Annotated in this window: 16 protein-coding genes; 11 read left to right on the plus strand and 5 right to left on the minus strand. The window is 45.4% G+C overall.

Going from position 1 to position 18387, the window contains the following annotated elements; translation table 11 throughout:
• Positions 1–13 precede the first annotated feature (13 nt).
• From DRW07_RS01360 to fghA, 5 genes are all read left to right on the plus strand, one after another.
• Entirely contained in the window at positions 14–1357 is a 1344-nt protein-coding gene (locus DRW07_RS01360; RefSeq protein WP_165870356.1) for a serine hydrolase domain-containing protein, read from the plus strand.
• A gap of 172 nt (positions 1358–1529) precedes the next feature.
• Complete coding sequence (locus DRW07_RS01365) at positions 1530–2489, plus strand: GGDEF domain-containing response regulator (RefSeq protein WP_124026092.1); 960 nt, start codon at positions 1530–1532, stop codon at positions 2487–2489.
• Positions 2490–2525: 36 nt separating this feature from the next.
• The gene (locus tag DRW07_RS01370) at positions 2526–2969 is read left to right on the plus strand and encodes a DUF2721 domain-containing protein (protein WP_240630473.1); all 444 of its coding nucleotides are present in this window, start codon (positions 2526–2528) and stop codon (positions 2967–2969) included.
• Positions 2970–2981: 12 nt separating this feature from the next.
• Positions 2982–4136 carry an S-(hydroxymethyl)glutathione dehydrogenase/class III alcohol dehydrogenase gene (locus DRW07_RS01375; protein WP_124026093.1) on the plus strand — a complete coding sequence of 385 codons (1155 nt, stop codon included), beginning with the start codon at positions 2982–2984 and terminating at the stop codon, positions 4134–4136.
• Between the two features lie 5 nt (positions 4137–4141).
• Positions 4142–4975, plus strand: a complete 834-nt coding sequence (fghA, locus tag DRW07_RS01380) for an S-formylglutathione hydrolase (protein WP_124026094.1) — start codon at positions 4142–4144, stop codon at positions 4973–4975.
• A gap of 44 nt (positions 4976–5019) precedes the next feature.
• Here fghA and DRW07_RS01385 read toward each other — a convergent pair whose 3' ends face one another.
• Positions 5020–5628, minus strand: a complete 609-nt coding sequence (locus tag DRW07_RS01385; RefSeq protein ID WP_124026095.1) for a redoxin domain-containing protein — start codon at positions 5626–5628, stop codon at positions 5020–5022.
• Positions 5618–7681, minus strand: a complete 2064-nt coding sequence (locus DRW07_RS01390) for a protein-disulfide reductase DsbD family protein (RefSeq protein ID WP_124026096.1) — start codon at positions 7679–7681, stop codon at positions 5618–5620. The genes DRW07_RS01385 and DRW07_RS01390 overlap by 11 nt, the downstream gene beginning before the upstream one ends.
• A 60-nt stretch (positions 7682–7741) precedes the next feature.
• Between DRW07_RS01390 and DRW07_RS01395 the strand changes: the two genes are divergently transcribed.
• The 5 genes from DRW07_RS01395 to DRW07_RS01410 all read left to right on the plus strand — a co-directional run bounded on the left by DRW07_RS01395 (position 7742) and on the right by DRW07_RS01410 (position 11754).
• Positions 7742–8167 (plus strand): DUF4174 domain-containing protein, encoded by a 426-nt coding sequence (locus DRW07_RS01395; protein ID WP_165870357.1) that lies wholly within the window; start codon positions 7742–7744, stop codon positions 8165–8167.
• Positions 8164–8952, plus strand: a complete 789-nt coding sequence (locus DRW07_RS01400; RefSeq protein WP_124026098.1) for a ferredoxin--NADP reductase — start codon at positions 8164–8166, stop codon at positions 8950–8952. The genes DRW07_RS01395 and DRW07_RS01400 overlap by 4 nt, the downstream gene beginning before the upstream one ends.
• A 107-nt stretch (positions 8953–9059) precedes the next feature.
• The gene (locus DRW07_RS18235) at positions 9060–9218 is read left to right on the plus strand and encodes a hypothetical protein (RefSeq protein WP_165870358.1); all 159 of its coding nucleotides are present in this window, start codon (positions 9060–9062) and stop codon (positions 9216–9218) included.
• 164 nt (positions 9219–9382) lie between these two features.
• Positions 9383–10267, plus strand: a complete 885-nt coding sequence (locus DRW07_RS01405; RefSeq protein WP_124026099.1) for a DUF6597 domain-containing transcriptional factor — start codon at positions 9383–9385, stop codon at positions 10265–10267.
• 77 nt (positions 10268–10344) lie between these two features.
• Positions 10345–11754 carry a S41 family peptidase gene (locus DRW07_RS01410; protein ID WP_124026100.1) on the plus strand — a complete coding sequence of 470 codons (1410 nt, stop codon included), beginning with the start codon at positions 10345–10347 and terminating at the stop codon, positions 11752–11754.
• Between the two features lie 83 nt (positions 11755–11837).
• On the opposite strand, the gene DRW07_RS01415 is transcribed toward DRW07_RS01410, so the two are convergent.
• Positions 11838–12644 carry an ion transporter gene (locus DRW07_RS01415; RefSeq protein ID WP_124026101.1) on the minus strand — a complete coding sequence of 269 codons (807 nt, stop codon included), beginning with the start codon at positions 12642–12644 and terminating at the stop codon, positions 11838–11840.
• A gap of 162 nt (positions 12645–12806) precedes the next feature.
• Here DRW07_RS01415 and DRW07_RS01420 point away from each other — a divergent pair, with 162 nt between their 5' ends.
• The gene (locus DRW07_RS01420) at positions 12807–13595 is read left to right on the plus strand and encodes a lipase family protein (RefSeq protein ID WP_124026102.1); all 789 of its coding nucleotides are present in this window, start codon (positions 12807–12809) and stop codon (positions 13593–13595) included.
• 18 nt (positions 13596–13613) lie between these two features.
• Here the strand turns inward: DRW07_RS01420 and glpK are convergent, their stop codons facing one another.
• Positions 13614–15095 carry a glycerol kinase GlpK gene (gene glpK / locus DRW07_RS01425; RefSeq protein WP_124026103.1) on the minus strand — a complete coding sequence of 494 codons (1482 nt, stop codon included), beginning with the start codon at positions 15093–15095 and terminating at the stop codon, positions 13614–13616.
• 135 nt (positions 15096–15230) lie between these two features.
• Complete coding sequence (locus tag DRW07_RS01430) at positions 15231–18386, minus strand: efflux RND transporter permease subunit (RefSeq protein ID WP_124026104.1); 3156 nt, start codon at positions 18384–18386, stop codon at positions 15231–15233.
• Position 18387: the final 1 nt, after the last annotated feature.

The raw sequence follows: 18387 nt of genomic DNA on the forward strand, positions 1-18387 counted from the left end.
GAATGTGATGAAAATGCGATTACTCACCACCATAGTGTCTTTGAGCATGATTTTTTCAGCCTTTGCTGGTAACCATGATTCAGCAACCCAGCAATTGGATGAGGTACTGTTAGGTTGGAATAACCCAGATGCGGCGATCGCAGGACTGGTCGCCCTAAAGTTGTCAGACGGCGAGGTGGAGTACGTATATGCCAAAAGACACCCCGACATCGCTCATGACAAAGGCTACACAGAACACAGTAAATTTCGCATTGCATCTATATCCAAATTAGTCACCGCGATTGGCGTAATGCAATTAGTTGAGCAAGGTATACTGGGCTTAGATACCGACGTAAGCGAGTACTTAGGGTTTGCATTGCGAAATCCGCATTATCCGCAACAACAGATTACTACACGAATGTTGCTGTCTCATACTTCTGGGATCCTTGACGGCCAACAGTATTCTATTGGGCCAAACCATACTATTCAGTCATTTTTTGAGCCATCAGGTAAATACTGGGATAACGGCGCTCACTTTGCCGATTCGACTCAGCAAAATGGCTTGCCTTTGGGAGCTTATTTTCATTATTCAAATTTAAACTTTGGAGTGTTGGGTACCTTAATTGAACGTGTGAGCGGTCAGCGGTTTGACCTTTATATGGACGAATACCTTTTTAAACCGCTATCTATTGACGCTGCATTTAACGTTCGCTTGATGTCAGATGAGGGCTTTAATGAAGTGCACCCTCTTTACCGGAAGCAAGATAATCAATGGGTTGCTCAGGTTGATAATTATCACGGAGTCAGGCCTGACAATACTATTCAAACTGAAAACCCAGACACTAAAAGCACCGCTGATACGGAACATTTTGATTTGGCGGACTACAAAATAGGCACAAACGGAACCTTCTTTTCACCCCAAGGAGGACTGCGCATCTCAATAGCAGATTTGGCTAAGTTGGCAAAAGTGCTGATTAATAAAGGTAGTTATAATGGTGTGCAGATACTGAAACCTGAAACTGTGTCGGCGATGGAGAAGGTGAATTGGCGGTTCAATGGGCATGAAGGCTTACAAGCCAATGGCGACACCTATTATGGGTTGATGCAGTCCTATGGATTGTCTGTGCATCATTTAATCGGGCGTAATACAAAGCAAGGCGGAGACATGCCATTTGAGGGGTACAATGGCGGCCTTAAAGGCCATACTGGTGAAGCATATGGGCTGTTATCAGGCTTTTTTTATCACCGGGAAACGGGCGACGCATATTTATATTTCATCACGGGCACCCCAGAACTTGAGCACGGTATTGGTCGGTACTCATCCTTTTATAGATGGGAAGAAGCGATTCTCACTGTGTTAACAAATATCAAAAATTGAAAATATATTGTATTTTTTCGTTTACAGCCGATATAAGTACTATACTTAAACACAATTGTATAGTGAACAAGCGGGCAGCGTGAAAACGCTTTGTTCAGACCTCTATGATGTGTAGGTAATTGGCCCAGCAGCGGGTGAATAAAACGGTATTTTTCACCCTAAAAATATAACCATGAATAATTTAAAAGAACTCGACACACTACTCATCAGGCAGCTCAGTGCCAAACTTACCCAACGCGTCAAAAAGGCAACCGTTTTGTTGGTTGATGACGACTCGATCACAAGAGAGCTTATTGCTCATCAGCTAAGTCATTGTTTTGAGGTGGACCAAGCCTACTCAGGGCTTGAAGCCATTGAATACTGTAATGTCTATAAGCCCGATATTGTGTTGTTGGATGTCGAGATGCCAGGTATAGACGGACTGGAAGTCTGCCGAAAAATTCGCACCAGTCTCAGTACCCATGCGGTGCCTGTCGTCTTTATCACGGCGCATACCGGAATCGAAGCTGAAAATGCTTGTTGGGACGCTGGTGGGTCTGATTTTGTGACAAAGCCTATCAATACCCAAACATTGATAAGACGCCTTCAATCTCACTTGTCCTCAAAGTTTAGCAATGAAATGCTTGAGGATTTGGCCTTCAGAGATGGATTAACAGGGGTATACAACAAACGCTACTTCAATGAAGTCATGCCGTCTTTACTTAGTTTTTCTCAACGGTCAAACACCGAAATGGCCTTGATCATGATTGATGTAGACAATTTTAAGCATTACAACGACCGTTATGGCCACTTGGCTGGGGACCGCTGCCTGCAGGAGGTAAGCAAGGTGGTAACCCACTGTCTAAAACGCCCCACTGATATAGTGGCAAGATTTGGTGGTGAGGAATTCGTATGTATTATGCCAAATACTAACAAAATGTCAGCACTCGCCATGTGTCAACACATACTTACTGGCGTTGAACACATGGCGAACGGGCCAGACAAAACACTTAAAGAAAAGGTGACCGTCAGTATTGGTCTCGCCCTGAATCACCAGTTCGATCAGTATCCCGCCGGAGAGGAATTGCTCAACACGGCCGATGCTAACCTTTATCAGGCTAAATCCATGGGAAAAAACCGCGTAGTGTTGTAATGTTTCAGGCATGACCATTGAACCTGGACAGCGCATTTGGCTTTAGAAAATACCCAAAACATAGTTGAGATTATTCAATTGGCATTAACACCAGTATTCCTGCTGGTGGCCATTGGTACCATGATTAATGTGGTAACTGGACGTGTTGCCAGAGTCATTGATCGCGCTCGTTGGTACGAAAACGAAATATCACACCATAATCTTCAGCTGTCTTCGCAAAACAAAAAAGAGCTCAGTTCGTTGGACAAACGTTTGAAAATGGCCAATTGGTCCATTAGCTTTCTAACAACGGCTGCCGTGATCGTGTGTATGGACATTATTTTACTCATGTTAAGTGGCTTGGTTAGCTATAACCTGGAAACCGTTCTCATGGTTATGTTTATGTTAAGTATTTCATTTATTACCGGCGGGTTAGTGGCCTTTTTAATGGAAGTCAGCGTAGCAACAGCTACATTAAAAATTCCCAAGAATCTGCAATAATCAGGAGACCCTATGACACTATCATTGCAACCAGGACAAACATCTATTCGCTGCAAGGCTGCCGTGGCCTGGAAAGCAGGCGCACCATTATCCATTGAAGATGTTGATGTTGAACTGCCTAAGAAAGGTGAGGTGTTAGTTCGCATCGTGGCATCGGGAGTGTGTCATACTGATGCGTTTACGCTTTCAGGGGACGATCCAGAGGGGGTTTTCCCTAGCATATTGGGCCATGAAGGTGGTGGCATTGTTGAGATGGTAGGCGAGGGCGTGACCAGTGTCGCTGTGGGCGACCATGTGATCCCTTTGTATACCGCTGAATGTCGGGAGTGCAAATTTTGTCAGTCAGGCAAAACCAATCTTTGTCAGGCAGTAAGGGAAACTCAGGGCAAGGGCCTGATGCCAGATGGTACCAGCCGGTTTAGCCAAAACGGCAAGCCCATTTATCACTACATGGGCTGTTCAACCTTTTCTGAATATACTGTGTTGCCAGAAATATCTCTGGCCAAAGTGAATAAGACGGCACCGTTGGAAGAAGTGTGCTTGTTAGGTTGCGGCGTGACCACAGGCATGGGTGCTGTATTGAATACCGCTAAAGTACAACCGGGCGATTCTGTTGCGATTTTTGGCTTGGGTGGCATTGGTTTATCTGCCATTATCGGAGCCAAAATGGCGGGTGCCGGTCGCATCATCGGTGTAGACATTAATACCAGTAAATTTGAGTTAGCCAAGCAACTTGGTGCAACCGACACTATTAACCCTAAAGACTTTGAGCAGTCAATTACAGACGTCATCATTGATATGACCGATGGTGGCGTAGATTTTTCTTTCGAATGTATTGGCAATGTCGATGTTATGCGCCAAGCACTTGAATGCTGCCATAAAGGCTGGGGTGAATCAGTAATTATAGGCGTAGCGGGAGCGGGGCAAGAAATCTCAACCCGACCTTTTCAGTTGGTAACCGGTCGCGTATGGCGCGGAACGGCTTTTGGTGGCGTGAAAGGAAGAACCGAACTACCGGGCATTGTTGAACAGTACCTAGCCGGTGACTTCGACCTGCATCCGTTTATTACCCATACCATGTCCCTTGGGCAGATCAATGATGCTTTTGACCTGATGCATGAAGGTAAAAGTATTCGTTCAGTCGTGCATTTACAGCAGGGAGACTAGTAGCGATGGAAATGGTGAGCGAAACAAAAGTATGGGATGGGCTGCATCAGCAATTCACACATAGCTCATCCCGGTGTCAATGTGACATGCGGTTTGCGGTATTTTTACCGCCGCAGGCCAGCCAAAATAATCGTGTGCCCGTGGTGTACTGGCTGTCAGGTCTTACCTGTACAGACGAAAACTTTATGCAAAAAGCAGGTGCATTTCGTACGGCAGCTGAATTGGGAATTGCGATAGTCGCACCTGATACCAGCCCCCGAGGCGAGAGCGTTGCAGATGATGAAAGCTATGATTTGGGTCAGGGCGCTGGGTTTTATGTCAATGCGACACAAGCGCCTTGGTCACAGCACTTTCAGATGTATGATTACATTACCCATGAACTTCCGGCTTTGATTGAAGCCAATTTTCCGGTATCGAACAGAAAATCACTGGCTGGGCACAGCATGGGTGGGCACGGTGCTTTAGTTATTGGTTTGAGTAATATGAGCCAGTATCAAAGCATTTCTGCATTTAGTCCCATCAGTAATCCAACGCAGTGCCCATGGGGAAAAAAAGCATTTACTGCATACCTCGGGGCTAACCAAAGTGAGTGGCAAGAGTATGACGCTAGTCATTTGCTGGCAAATTGCCACCTTGCGCCGCCCATATTGATTGATCAGGGAGACAGGGATACGTTTTTAAAAGAGCAACTAAAGCCAGAGACGTTGCAGAGTGCGGCAACTAAGAGTGGTGTGAACATCACTCTAAGAATGCAACCTGGCTACGACCATAGTTACTACTTTATTCAAACATTTATTGATGAACATTTGCGCTTTCACTATCAATACCTAAGACAGTAAGTTGATAGGGCAGGCCTAGTGAGCTCTCCAAGCCTGCCTATTCGCTAGCTTTTGTATTTAATCGAACAACCGTAAGGGATTGTAAGGTCAGGATCAGGTGACAGGCCTTTTTCAAGAGCCATCATGCCTGCTGTTACATAGTTAACAGCCTTGGGGATGTCTTTCGGATTAGTTGACTTAATGCTGTCAATGGCGCCTGCATATTGCAAGACTCCTTGTGGGTCAATAATATACATATGCGGCGTCGTTTTTGCTGCATATTGTTTGCCTACTGTGCCTTCAGGGTCAAACAGTACATGGGTGGGAGCGGCACCACGAGATGAGGTTAGCGCGTTAGCTTTATCAGCACTCACATGACCTTGCTTACCGGGTGCAGAAGAAATAATGGATAACCATACAACGTCTTGGCTCGTATAATCTCGCTGCAAAGACTGCATGTTGTCACTGCCGTAGTGTTTAACAACGTAAGGGCACTGATGATTAGTCCATTCCAGTACAACGTGCTTGCCCGCAAAATCTGATAAAGTCACAGTATTGCCATGGCTATCCTTCAGTGTGAAATTAGGGGCCGTGGAACCCACTTTTGCACTGGCAAATACCTGGGCACTGATTAACAACGCGCAGCAAGCGCCGAGTAGAGTTTTAATTGACATTGTTTAGCTCCTGTTTGGCTGTCGTTAGGGCATCAACAACTAGCCCTGGGGTCAATATTTGCGGTAACACCCGCCCTTTATTGCTTCCTGCATAGACAACATACAAAGGCACGCCGGCCCTATCGTATTGTTGCAGGTACTCTAAAATCTGTTGGTTGCGGTTAGTCCAATCACCTACCATGTAATGAACATTTTCTGCATCTAACGCTAATTTTACCTGTTGCGTCGTCAACGCTACTTGCTCGTTGACTTTACACGTAATGCACCAATCCGCTGTCATGTTAACTAAAACAATATCGTTTTTACTTCTTAGCCTTTGCAACAAATCAGGATCAAAAGCCTGTGCGGAGGTGGGGGCTAACTTGTCAATATTGGTGGACGAATACAAGGATATTGGTGCTAGGACACAAGCCAGCATGACACACCCACATACTATTTTGCCGAGAGTTTTAAGCTGTGCTAGCAGATAACCGCACATCGCAAAAACCACTAGACAAACCAACAAGATGAACTGCGCTTGGTTGCCTTGTTGACCAGCATACACCCAACACAACCAGGCAACCGTGGCGAGCATTGGAAAAGCCAAAAGGTGCTTGAACGTTTGCATCCACGCTCCGGGTTTAGGTAGCCAGCCACGTATGTTGGACGACATAAAGAGCAAGGTCATCGGCAAAGCAAACCCGACTGCAAGGGCATTAAAAATAACAAGCGTGGTAAGTGTGTCGCTGACCATGGCAACGCCAAGCGCTGAGGCCATAAAAGGCGCAGTACAGGGTGAGGCAACCACAACAGCCAGTAAACCAGTAAAAAAATGGCTTTTTGCAGAGTGTCCTGTCACTAAGGTTTCGCCAATATCAGACATTGTAGTGCCTACGGTAAATACGTCCCACAAAATAAGCGCAATAAAGGTAAACAAAAAGGCAAGCAGAATAATGACTGATGGAGATTGCATGTGAAAGCCCCATCCGAGTTGTTCACCAGATTGCTGAAGAACAATTACCGTGAGCGCAAACAGATTGAAACAGAGCAACACCCCTACCAAGTAGGCAATTTGCTGTATACGCGAGCTAGCCTCTTGATTTAGCGCCATGGCCTTTATTGAAATTACAGGTAATACACAGGGCATAATATTTAATATTAGCCCCCCTACAAATGCCATTGCCGCCAACAATAAAAGTTGCGAAAGGGTGAGAGAAGAATGTCTGGATGAATTCTCAACATTACTTTCATCAACGTTTGCCTGGGATACATCGAGGTAAAACCCTTTATTCCCTTGCTTTACAAGAAAACGGGCCTGGTTGAGCTTGCTGGGGAAATAGTCTGATTTTGGTATCGCTAGACTGATTTTCCCCTCGCTGCTGACCTGGCTTTGTGGGGCCGCGTGGTCAATGACATCTCCACGGAATGGCAGTACTGTCCAACGCTCGGGAGATGCCGCATATCCAGACGGCGCATTGAAACTGATCGCTATGTTGTCCCGGTTTATTTCTAACGTACCTTGCAACGTGACCTCATGCGGCAAGTCCTTGCGCGCCTGTTCAAATAAATCAGCGTGAACTGATTTTGCCAACTCCGCTGTGACAGGCAGCGATAACCGTAGTTGCGCCGAACCAGGGATACAGTCTTCTTTACAAACCAGCCAAGTCAGGTCTGCTGTCAAGGTAACAACTTCACCCACTGTGAGTGTGTTTGGCACAGTGATTGGCACCATCAGCAAGTGCGCATTGCTATACCCGTAATTCACAAGATGCGCGACTGGGATAGGTGCCGGGACTGGCCACAGAATGTCGCCGAACGTGATTGCTTCAGATGACTGCCACTGTATTGCAGGTGGCTCGCCACTGTCACCGGGATTCAACCAATATGTATGCCATTCTGGATCAGGCCGCATTTCTATGGCCAGTGTTTGAACACTACCAGGCTTGAGGCCACTGTGTTCTGCAAGCAAGCGAACTTGAATGTGAGGTCCTTCTGCTTCGTAATCGCTTGCTAGTGACATTGAAGAAAAACACACACTAAAAAGCAGCCATGTGATAACAAAAAATTTATTCATCAAGGTACTTTCATCAACTATCAACAATCTAAGTATCTTATGTTTACGTATCAAATCAACATGAAGAACATCGCACTAATTCTATTATTGAACGTATTGACTTTGCCGCTTTCCGCAACGCCCTTTTGGGCGCAATATAAATGGCAGTCACGCATTGTTGTTTATTATGCCGAAAGTGAGAGTGATATGTCTGCATCCATTGTTAACGCGCACCAATATGAATGGGCGTTTAGTGAGAGGCGGTTGCGGTTTATCGTTGTTTTTGAAGAGACAGTGAGGCGATTTCCCGATAACGGTGATAACGTTACACTTCAACCTGACAACGCGTATGCTGTCTCCCCTGGTGAAAGTCTGCTGATAGGCTTAGACGGTGGAATTAAGCACCACTACACTGATTTAGTGTGGCAGGAAATATTCCGCGATATCGATAGGATGCCGATGCGGCGTGCTGAAATAGAACAAAGGAAACAGAGTAAGGATTCATGAGAAAAACCAATACTGAGACGGTCACATACGTCCACCACTGGAATGACACGTTGTTTAGCTTTCGCACCACCCGTTCGCAAACGCTGACCTTTGAAAATGGTCAATTTATTATGATCGGCCTAGAAGTGGATGGAAAACCACTATTACGTGCATACAGTATTGCCAGTCCAAACTATGCAGAAGAACTCGAGTTTTTCAGCATTAAGGTACCTGACGGCGCCCTGACGTCAAAGCTACAAAATATTAAGGTGGGAGACAAGATACTAATTGGTTCAAGGCCCACAGGCACATTGGTTCCTGGACACCTAATCCCAGGAAAGAGATTGTACCTGTTGTCTACGGGAACAGGGCTAGCCCCTTTCATGAGTGTCATTCAGGATCCTGATGTTTACGAGCAGTATGAAAAAGTCATTTTGGTTCACGGTACGCGCTGGCGATCTGAGTTGGCCTATGAACAACTGATCAGAGATAGATTGCCCAACAATGAATATTTTGGTGACTTGGTGCGGGAAAAGCTAAAATATTACCCAACCGTTACCAGAGAACCTTATCAGTATGAAGGGGTTGTGCATGAAGGGCGGATAACCGATTTATTGACGAGCGGCAAACTGCTGAGTGACTTAGTCCTGCCTTCCCTTTCGCCAGAAGAAGACAGGTTTATGTTATGTGGCAACGACAATATGCTGCAAGACCTAATGATGTTGTTAAATGATTGGGGTTTTACAAAAGCAAACAGTCGTCGGTTGGGCCACTATGTTATTGAACAGGCCTTCTTAGAAAAGTAAATAAAGCTGGTAACGCAAACACATTTCGCCTATTCTTGCCCTGTCCGTTTTTTGGTCTATACTTTAAGGCGGAAAGGGAGTATTCCAGTTTTTAGAGGAGAAGGCTTATGTTTGGTTATTGGGTTCCAGAGCCAGTTTATCGTTCAAAACCATATTTATTGCTTGCAGGCGGAGCTTGGGCGTTTATTGCAACTAATCCGCTCGGGGCTGCATCAGGGGCTTTGTTGATTGGTGTCGGTGCTTTGATATGGAAGATGCGCCACTGATATAAGCTACTCTAATTCAAATTTTTGAAAACGCCCTTACGTGGGCGTTTTTTGTGTCTGCTGGGCATGAAATGTTACATATTGGTATAGTAAAAAGCTGGTAACTTGTTTGATGTCAATTATGATAAGGCTCTGGATGAAGGATTAGTAAGGAGTAAGCAATTATGTATGTGGAGCAGCTTCCCAGTGCTGAGTTGTCTTCTCATATAGAGTGCTTCTGGTCTAAACAGATTTCACCCACATGTCACACGCCAGCTATTCAGCCGCCGCAAGGCACCTTTGAACTTATTTTCACTAAAGAAGCGTTAGTTTTTTCTGCATTCAATGGACAGGCTTTTATAAATCAAATATTGCCACCCGGAGTATGGTTGATTGGACAGCAAACTCGATGCTTTTTTTGGCAATGTGATAAAAAAACGGAAGTGTGGGGAGCACGTATCAAGCCCTTTGCCCTGTTTTCATGTTTAAATGCCTCTCCCAATGAACTAAAAAATAAGGTTGTAGAGCTGAAAGAACTGACTAGGTCTCCCTGCGCAAATAGTTCAAAACTATTGGAGTATTTGTTTGATAGGCACGTTGAAGAGCGGCTGTACTTTAAAACACGTTTAATGCTGTTGGAGCGTTTTATTCGAGACCTATTTATGGATGATTTTCAGGTCGCAAAAAGAGTGAGATCCATCAGCAATATGATTATGAGGCAAAGAGGAAATTTAAAGCTTGCTGATTTATGCCAGCAATTTGAAGTCAGTAAAGTGACCCTGCGTAATCATTTTTTATCTACCATTGGAATATTACCAAAGGAGCTATCAAAGCTTTGGCGGTTAAATTACTGTTTACTATTACAATATCAGTATCCTCATTACAGTCTCACAGACATTGGTTTGCTTAGCGGATACTATGATCAAGCACATCTAATAAAGGAGTTTAAGTCGGTTTTTCCTCTGACACCTTCGCAATTGATTAAGCGAGATTCTCTGCTTGAAATAGATTCTGTCCATCAAATTAATCGGCGTTTAAATGCCGGTTATGTCCCCCGAACTGCAAGCTGAACACGTTAACTTTTTTACAATTTTTATCAATCATATATTGCTATCTTTTATCTGTTCATGGCTTATTGAGGTTAATTATGAAGAAGTTTATTTCTCTGACAGGTGTTGGTATGTTGCTAATAGCACAGTGCAATATGGCGACGGCAAAGGAAATTGATCAATCGGTAATAGAGGATACCGTTCATCAAGTGGGCAAATTAATGGAAAACAATTATGTGTCTGCTGAACAAGGTAAGCAAACTGCAGAGCTTCTCATCAATAAGTTAGGTGAAGGCGCATTCAATAATATTACAGATAGTAAGGTACTTGCAGACACCATTACTGACACATTAAGAGAAGTCACCGGTGACAAACATCTTAGGGTCAGAGCTGCTAGGTCTGGTGGTAAACATCATACGGAAGAAGACCTAATTAATGAGCAGCTTGATAGACAGGAACGAGACAGATACAGAAATAACGGCGTTCATCAGGTTCGCAAACTTGAAGGGAATGTTGGCTATCTTGAATTAACCGGTTTTCAGCACCTTTCGAATGCAAAGGCACCAATTGATGCAGCAATGAGTCTGCTTGCATCTTCTGATGCCTTAATCATTGATTTACGTAAAAATGGCGGCGGTTCACCTTCTACAGTGCAGTATCTATGCAGCTATTTCTTTGATGAAAAATTACTCCTTAATAGCTTGTACTGGCGGGAGGGTGACGTTACTGATGAGTTTTGGACGCTAGAGAGTGTCAATGGTCAAAAATTGCCAGAAATACCACTGTATGTGCTTACCAGTCGTCGAACGTTTTCTGGTGCAGAGGAATTCAGTTACAACATGAAAACTCGTGAACGGGCTGTCCTTATTGGCGAAACTACGGGAGGCGGCGCCAATCCTGGAGGCATGTTTCGAGTCAATGACCATTTTGGTGTTTTCATCGCGACGGGTAAAGCTATTAACCCGGTTACTGGCACAAATTGGGAAGGTACAGGTGTGGTCCCTGATATTAGCGTCAGCAAGGATGAAGCTTTTGACAAAGCTGTGGCATTGGCCTCTGAGCAAGCTAGCATAGTCAGAGAAAAACGACGCACGGTATTTAAGGCCGCTATGACTGAAATGACCCGTATGCTAGATAATGTTGGTGAGAAAGTCTCTGTGGAATCGCTGAAAGCACATCAATCAACATTCTTTTCCCAGATGACAGCGTTTGCGCGCACCTTGTCACTTTCCGAAGGACAAATAAATGGGATGGGGTATGATTATCTCATGCAGAAACAGCAGCCTGCAACAGCACTGTTAATCATGCAGTTCAATGTGCATCTGCATCCAAACTCCGCCAACGCGCTAGATAGTTTGGGGGAAGTCTGGTTAAAGTTAGACAGGCCCAAAGAGGCTAAAGCGAACTTTTTAGCTGGACTATCTTTGGTCGGCGAGGACAATCATAGGCTAAGAGATATACTTCAAAAAAATCTACAAAAAGCAGATGACAAACTCAATGCAACATAAAAAAACAAGCTAAATAACTCAGCTAATTTTAGACTAAGGCCAGCGGTGTAGGGTCACCGGTGGCCACATCTCAAATCAATGCGCTAACTTGCTTTGTTTTTTTGTTGCTCAACCAAGGTTGTTAAATGTTCAATTTGTCTTTGCAGCATATGGATGTCTTCTTGCGTTGCATGTGCGGGTTTGGCCTTATCTTCCTCTTCATGCATGATCTGCATTGCATCGACAATAATCCCGATAAATAAATTCAGCACCGCAAAGCTGGTAATAATAATGAAGGGTACAAAGAACACCCAGCTCCAGGGAAAGATCTCCATAGTAGGGCGCACAATGCCCATAGACCAACTTTCCAGTGTCATCACCTGAAAAAGGGTATATGCAGAGCTGCCAATACTGCCAAACCACTCTTGCATATTGGGGTCGCTATGGGTGCCAAATAGTTTTGTTACCAGTACAGCTGAGACATAAAAAATAATCCCTAACACGCCAACGACTGACGCCATGCCAGGTAATGAGTGTCCGAGCGCACCTATCACTCGGCGCATCTGCGGAACCACAGAGAACAGTCGCAATACACGTAATATACGGAAAGCCCGTAATACCGATAAGGCACCACTCGTGGGCATCCAAGAAATGGTGACAATAATGAAGTCAAACCAATTCCATCCCCCACTGAAGAAGCTTTTGCGGTAAACAATAAGCTTAAGAATCAGCTCAATAGTGAAAACGCACAGGATAACCACATCCACAATATGCAAGGTAGCCATATGTTGCTTACCTAACGCCGTAGTTTCTAAACCCAGCGTTACGGCGTTAAATAAAATCAACCCAATGATAGTGTTTTGGAACAGGGTTGATTCCACAATAGCTTTTAATTTGCTTGCCAAAGTCATAGTTGCACGACGAATAAGGTTTTTTTTGAAAAGTGGGGGCAAATTTTCAAAAGCCAATTGGGTATATGATAAGAATGTGACACTTTTATAAATATGCAATACAACGCGCGTAGACTTAATTTACACCAATTTATAAAACCTATGTTCACAGCCCAATTGTTGATGAAAAAGCTCAAACGTTATCAATACGAGCGGTATGCCATACTTTGCCAACTGGCCTACCCAGATGCAGAGGCGCATTATCAAAAAGTGCTTACACCCTTTCATGAGCGTCAGTTGGTCGATAAATATGGTCGAAAGAGTGTCAGAATTTTATGGATGGAGGATAAAAAGGAAGTCATCGTGGTTTTCAGAGGCTCCTTAGGCGTAAAAGATTGGTTGGCAAACCTGATTTTTTTACCGGCTAAAATTCAGCAGGTAGATTGCCATTTTCATGTGCATTGGGGGTTTCGTCGTTTTCTTAATCTGCCGATGTATTCCAGTACAAAAACAATTGATGAAGCATTGCCTTTGCGAGAGTTGTTGTGCAAAGTTCTTGAACCGCTTAGAGCGAAGGGCAAGCGATTTACTTTTATTGGCCATTCTTCAGGAGGCGCAGTTGCTGTGCTGTTGGCGGACTATTACGAAAGGACACACAAAAAAGCGGTCAAACGAGTGGTGACCTTTGGCCAGCCCGCCGTTGGAAGTCGTGCCTGGTATAAAAACTACCTACTCCATCATAAAACGTACCGCATTTGTTGTGACTTAGATATAGTGACTTTTATGCCGCCTTTTCCCTTCTACTTTTGGCATGTTGGAAAGATGTTATGGCTGCACGATGATCAAATTTATGAGAATACGCCCACTCACGAGCGCTTTCTGAAGTCATTACAAAGCTGGCTAATGCGACCGATTACCTACCATTACATGCGAAAGTACATTCGCAATAAGTCGCTATTTGACGAGCACTAGCTAAGGGGCTCATCCAGGCTAATGTTGCCTCACTCGTTCAACCGCCTGGCACCATCCTGAATATGCCGCATCCCGCTCTGCTTTGGTTAATTTAGGCGTGAACGATTTATCAATTTTCCACAGTGAGGTGAGTGCGGAAAAATTCTCAAAAATACCCGCTTGCAGTCCAGCGAGATAGGCGACACCTAATGCAGTGGTTTCTGTAATCTTCGGCCTGTCTACTTGTGCACCTAGCACATCAGCCAAGTAGGCCATCACCCAATCATTATTGCTCATGCCTCCGTCGACGCGCAGCGTGATTGGCCTGGCACCATCACTTTCCATTGCCTTTTGCAGGTCTTTAGTTTGATAGCAAACCGACTGTAGTCCGGCAGCGACGATTTCGGCAATACCAGTGTCTCTGGTTAACCCCATGATGGCACCTCTGGCGTCAGGGTCCCAATAGGGTGCTCCTAACCCTGTGAAAGCCGGTACTAGGAATACGCCATTATTCTTACTGGCTTTTTTAGCCAGCGCTTCACTTTCAGAGGCATGAGAGATCAGTTGCAGCCCATCTCGCAACCATTGCACAGTCGCGCCAGCCATGAATATGCTGCCTTCTAGTGCATAGGTAGGTTGCCCATTGAGCCGATAGGCAACGGTAGTTAGCAATTTGTGGTTTGACCGAAGTGGTGTTTCACCTGTGTTTAGCATCATAAAACAGCCTGTCCCGTAGGTGCTTTTTGCCATGCCCTTTTCAAAACAGGTCTGCCCAAACAGCGCGGCCTGCTGATCACCGGCAACGGCCTGAATGGGAATGGGGGCGCCGAGCAGTGTGGGGTCGACGAGGCCAAACTCATCGGCACTGTCTTTGACCTCGGGAAGCAAAGTCTGAGGGACTGAAAATGTTTCAAGTAAGTGTGGGTCCCATTGTTGTTTTTCCAGGTCAAATAATAAGGTTCTTGATGCATTAGTCGCGTCAGTATAGTGACAGCGTCCTCCGGTGAGCTTCCAAATAAGATAAGTGTCTATGGTACCAAAGGCTAATCCCCCATTTTCAGCCCTTGTTCTTGCATCAGTAACATTATCGAGGATCCATTTGATTTTGGTGGCAGAAAAATAAGGGTCGAGCAGTAAACCTGTTTTTTGGCGCAGGTACTCGTCGAGTTCAGCATCCTGACTCAATGATTCACAATAGGGGGCTGTGCGCCTGTCTTGCCATACGATCGCAGGGTATATGGGCACAGAAGTGCTTTTGTCCCATATGACGGTTGTTTCCCGCTGGTTGGTGATCCCCAGAGTATTGATTTGATTCGCAGAAATACCTGACTTTGCCAATACTTCGCGGCACGTGTTAAGTACAGATTGCCAAATTTGCTCGGGGTCGTGTTCCACCCAGCCGTCACAAGGAAAAGCTTGTGGAAATTCCTGCTGCGCAGTGTGTAAAGGCTCCCCTTTGGAAGAGAATATAATGGCACGGGTACTGGTAGTGCCCTGATCAATAGCGAGAATGAACGACATATTCGTTTCCATCTTGAAACAAGTATGGAAAGCATAGTGCAGCATTTACATTAAATTAACAATGAAGAGAGGCACCTTACACTTGTCGAGGAGACAATGTTTGAGCAAGTTTCATGTGTAAGGGCCTCTAAACCCCTAGGCAGGTAAGGCTTGCTTAACTGCCTTTTTTATCCGCTTTCTGCGTAATAAGTAATAAAAAACGGGGGTCAACAGCAAACCAAATACCGTGACACCTATCATGCCAGAGAACACGGCAATGCCCATTGCTTGACGCATCTCTGCGCCCGCGCCTGAAGATATAGCCATAGGCAATACGCCCATAATAAAGGCGAAGGACGTCATCAGAATTGGACGCAATCGCAACCTGCCTGCTTCTTTTATCGCTGCCAAGGCAGCCATGCCTTTGTCTTCAAGTTCTTTGGCAAACTCTACCATTAATATTGCATTTTTCATGGCAAGACCAACCAGAACGATAAACCCAATTTGGGTGAAGACATTGTTATCACCGCCAGTCAGAATAACGCCTGTCATCGCTGACAATAGAGTCATAGGTACAATTAGAATAATCGCAACGGGCATAGACAAGCTCTCGTATTGAGCAGCTAACACAAGAAATACCAATAGGACCACGAGCGGAAAAATAAGAAGAGCACTATTGCCAGCGAGGATCTGCTGGTAGGTAAGTTCTGTCCACTCATAGTCCATGCCTATGGGGAGCGTTTCTTCAAGTATCTCGGCCATTTTTGCCTGTGCCTGACCAGAGCTAAAGCCCGCTGCGGGTGAACCGTTAATTTCGGCTGTTGTGTAACCGTTATAGTGCATAACGCGGTCTGGACCAGCACTTTGTACAACATTAACAAAGGAACCCAGCGGGATCATTTCACCATAAGCGTTTCTTACTTTAATCTGGGTAATTTGTTCAGGTTCTTGCCTGAAACTGTCTTCCGCCTGGACGTTGACCTGATAAGTACGGCCAAACTGATTGAAGTCGTTGACGTAGAGTGAGCCTAAGTAGGCCTGCATTGTGGTGAACACATCATCAATGTTAACCCCCTGGCTCTTGGCCTTGGTGCGGTCAAGGTCTACGTCAAGTTGTGGCACATTCACCTGATAACTGCTGAATACACCCGTCAGCTCAGGTGTCATCCAGGCTTTTTGCATGACCTGCTGCGTAACCTGATAAAGCGATTCATACCCTAAGTTTCCTCTGTCCTGAATTTGCAGACGGAAGCCGCCAATTGTCCCGAGGCCTTGCACGGGCGGCGGTGGAAAAATAGCGATGAAAGCACCCTGAATACTGCCAAATTGCTGGTTTAGTGATTGCGCGATGGCATTGGCAGAAAGGTCCGGACTTTGCCGTTTATCAAAATCATCCAGTGACACAAATACAATGCCACTGCTTGAGCTGTTAGTGAAACCATTTATGTTGAGACCAGGAAAAGCAACGGCCGAACGGACACCTGGATGTTTGAGTATGATAGATGACATATCTCGAATGACGGCCTCAGTTCTGTCCAACGATGCAGCATCAGGCAGTTGGGCAAAAGACACCAAGTACATTTTGTCCTGACTGGGCACATAGCCAGTCGGCGTGCTGGCAAATTGCTGATAGGTTAATCCCATAAGCCCGGCATACAAGACCAGAATGATGGCACTCGTGCGAGCCAATTTTTCAATACCATTTTTGTAGCCTTCAGCAGAACGTTTGAACAAGCGATTGAAGGGCGTAAAAATGTACCGTCCAAATGCCTTGTCGATAATCCGAGTCAGCCAGTCTTTAGGTGCATCATGGGGTTTCAGCAACAACGCTGAAAGTGCAGGACTAAGCGTGAGTGAATTCACAGCAGAAATCACCGTTGAAATCGTAATCGTTAGCGCAAACTGCTTGTAAAATTGACCGGTCAATCCAGACATAAAAGCAGTAGGCACAAAAACAGCAATCAGGACTAAGGTAATGGCGAAAATGGGGCCGGTCACTTCAGACATGGCCTTTCGCGTGGCTGCGATAGGGGTCAGCCCCTCTTGAATGTTGCGCTCGACATTTTCTACCACCACTATGGCATCATCCACAACTATCCCTATTGCCAGAACCAAGCCAAACAAGGAAAGCGCATTCAAAGAAAAGCCCAATAAGTGCATGACAGCCAGCGTGCCAACCAATGACACGGGCACTGCGACAAGGGGAATGATTGATGCGCGCCACGTTTGCAGAAAAAGTACGACGACGAGAACAACCAGTAGCACGGCTTCAAGTAACGTTGTGAGTACCGCATCGATTGAACCGCGAACAAACACTGTGGGGTCATACACAATACTGTAGTCTATGCCAGCAGGAAAACGCTGCTTCAGCAGGCGCATTTGCTCACGCACGTCGTCTGATATTTGGATCGCATTTGAGCCAGGTGCTTGAAATATAGGCAGCGCAACGGCGGGTTTGTTGTCTAATAAGGAACGCAGAGAGTAATTGTTGGCACCCAGTTCAATACGGGCAACATCACGCAGGCGTGAAAGACCGCCGTTTTCATTTACTTTGATAATAATGTCGCCAAATTCCTGCTCACTTGCCAGGCGGCCCTTCATGTTGATTAGCAACTGAAAATCGTTATTACCAGAGGGTTGAGCACCTAAAGAACCTGCCGCTGCTTGCTGGTTTTGTTCCCTGATTGCGGCAACAATATCACTAGGATTCAAGCCCAAGTTGGCGACTTTTTCGGGATCCAGCCAAATGCGCATAGAAAATTCACCAGCACCGAACAGCTGAACGTCACCGACTCCTTCAATGCGGGCCAGTTCGTCTTTGACATTTAGTCGGGCATAGTTTGAAAGGTAAAGCATGTCGTATGCGTCATCAGGTGACGTAACGTGAACCACCATGGTTAAATCGGGCGATGACTTTTGGGTTACCACGCCAAGTCTTTGCACTTCCTGTGGTAAACGTGGTAGGGCACGATCAACACGGTTTTGAACAAGCGTTGTCGCGCGGTCTGGATCTGTACCAATGGCAAACGTTAATGTTAACGTCATACGACCGTCAGACGTTGCCTGAGACGACATATAAAGTAAGTCTTCAACGCCATTGATTTCTTGTTCAAGTGGTGAGGCTACAGTATCTGCTATGACGTTGGGATTTGCGCCTGGATAGCTGGCTGTGACAACAACAGTGGGAGGCACCACGTCAGGGTACTCGGTGATTGGTAACTTGTTTAGTGCCAACGCGCCAGCAATAAATATCAGTAGTGATAATACACCCGCAAAAATAGGCCGGCTAATGAAGAAGTTTGAAAAATTCATG

The organism is Paralteromonas sediminis, assembly GCF_003820355.1.
Lineage (GTDB): Bacteria > Pseudomonadota > Gammaproteobacteria > Enterobacterales > Alteromonadaceae > Alteromonas_F > Alteromonas_F sediminis.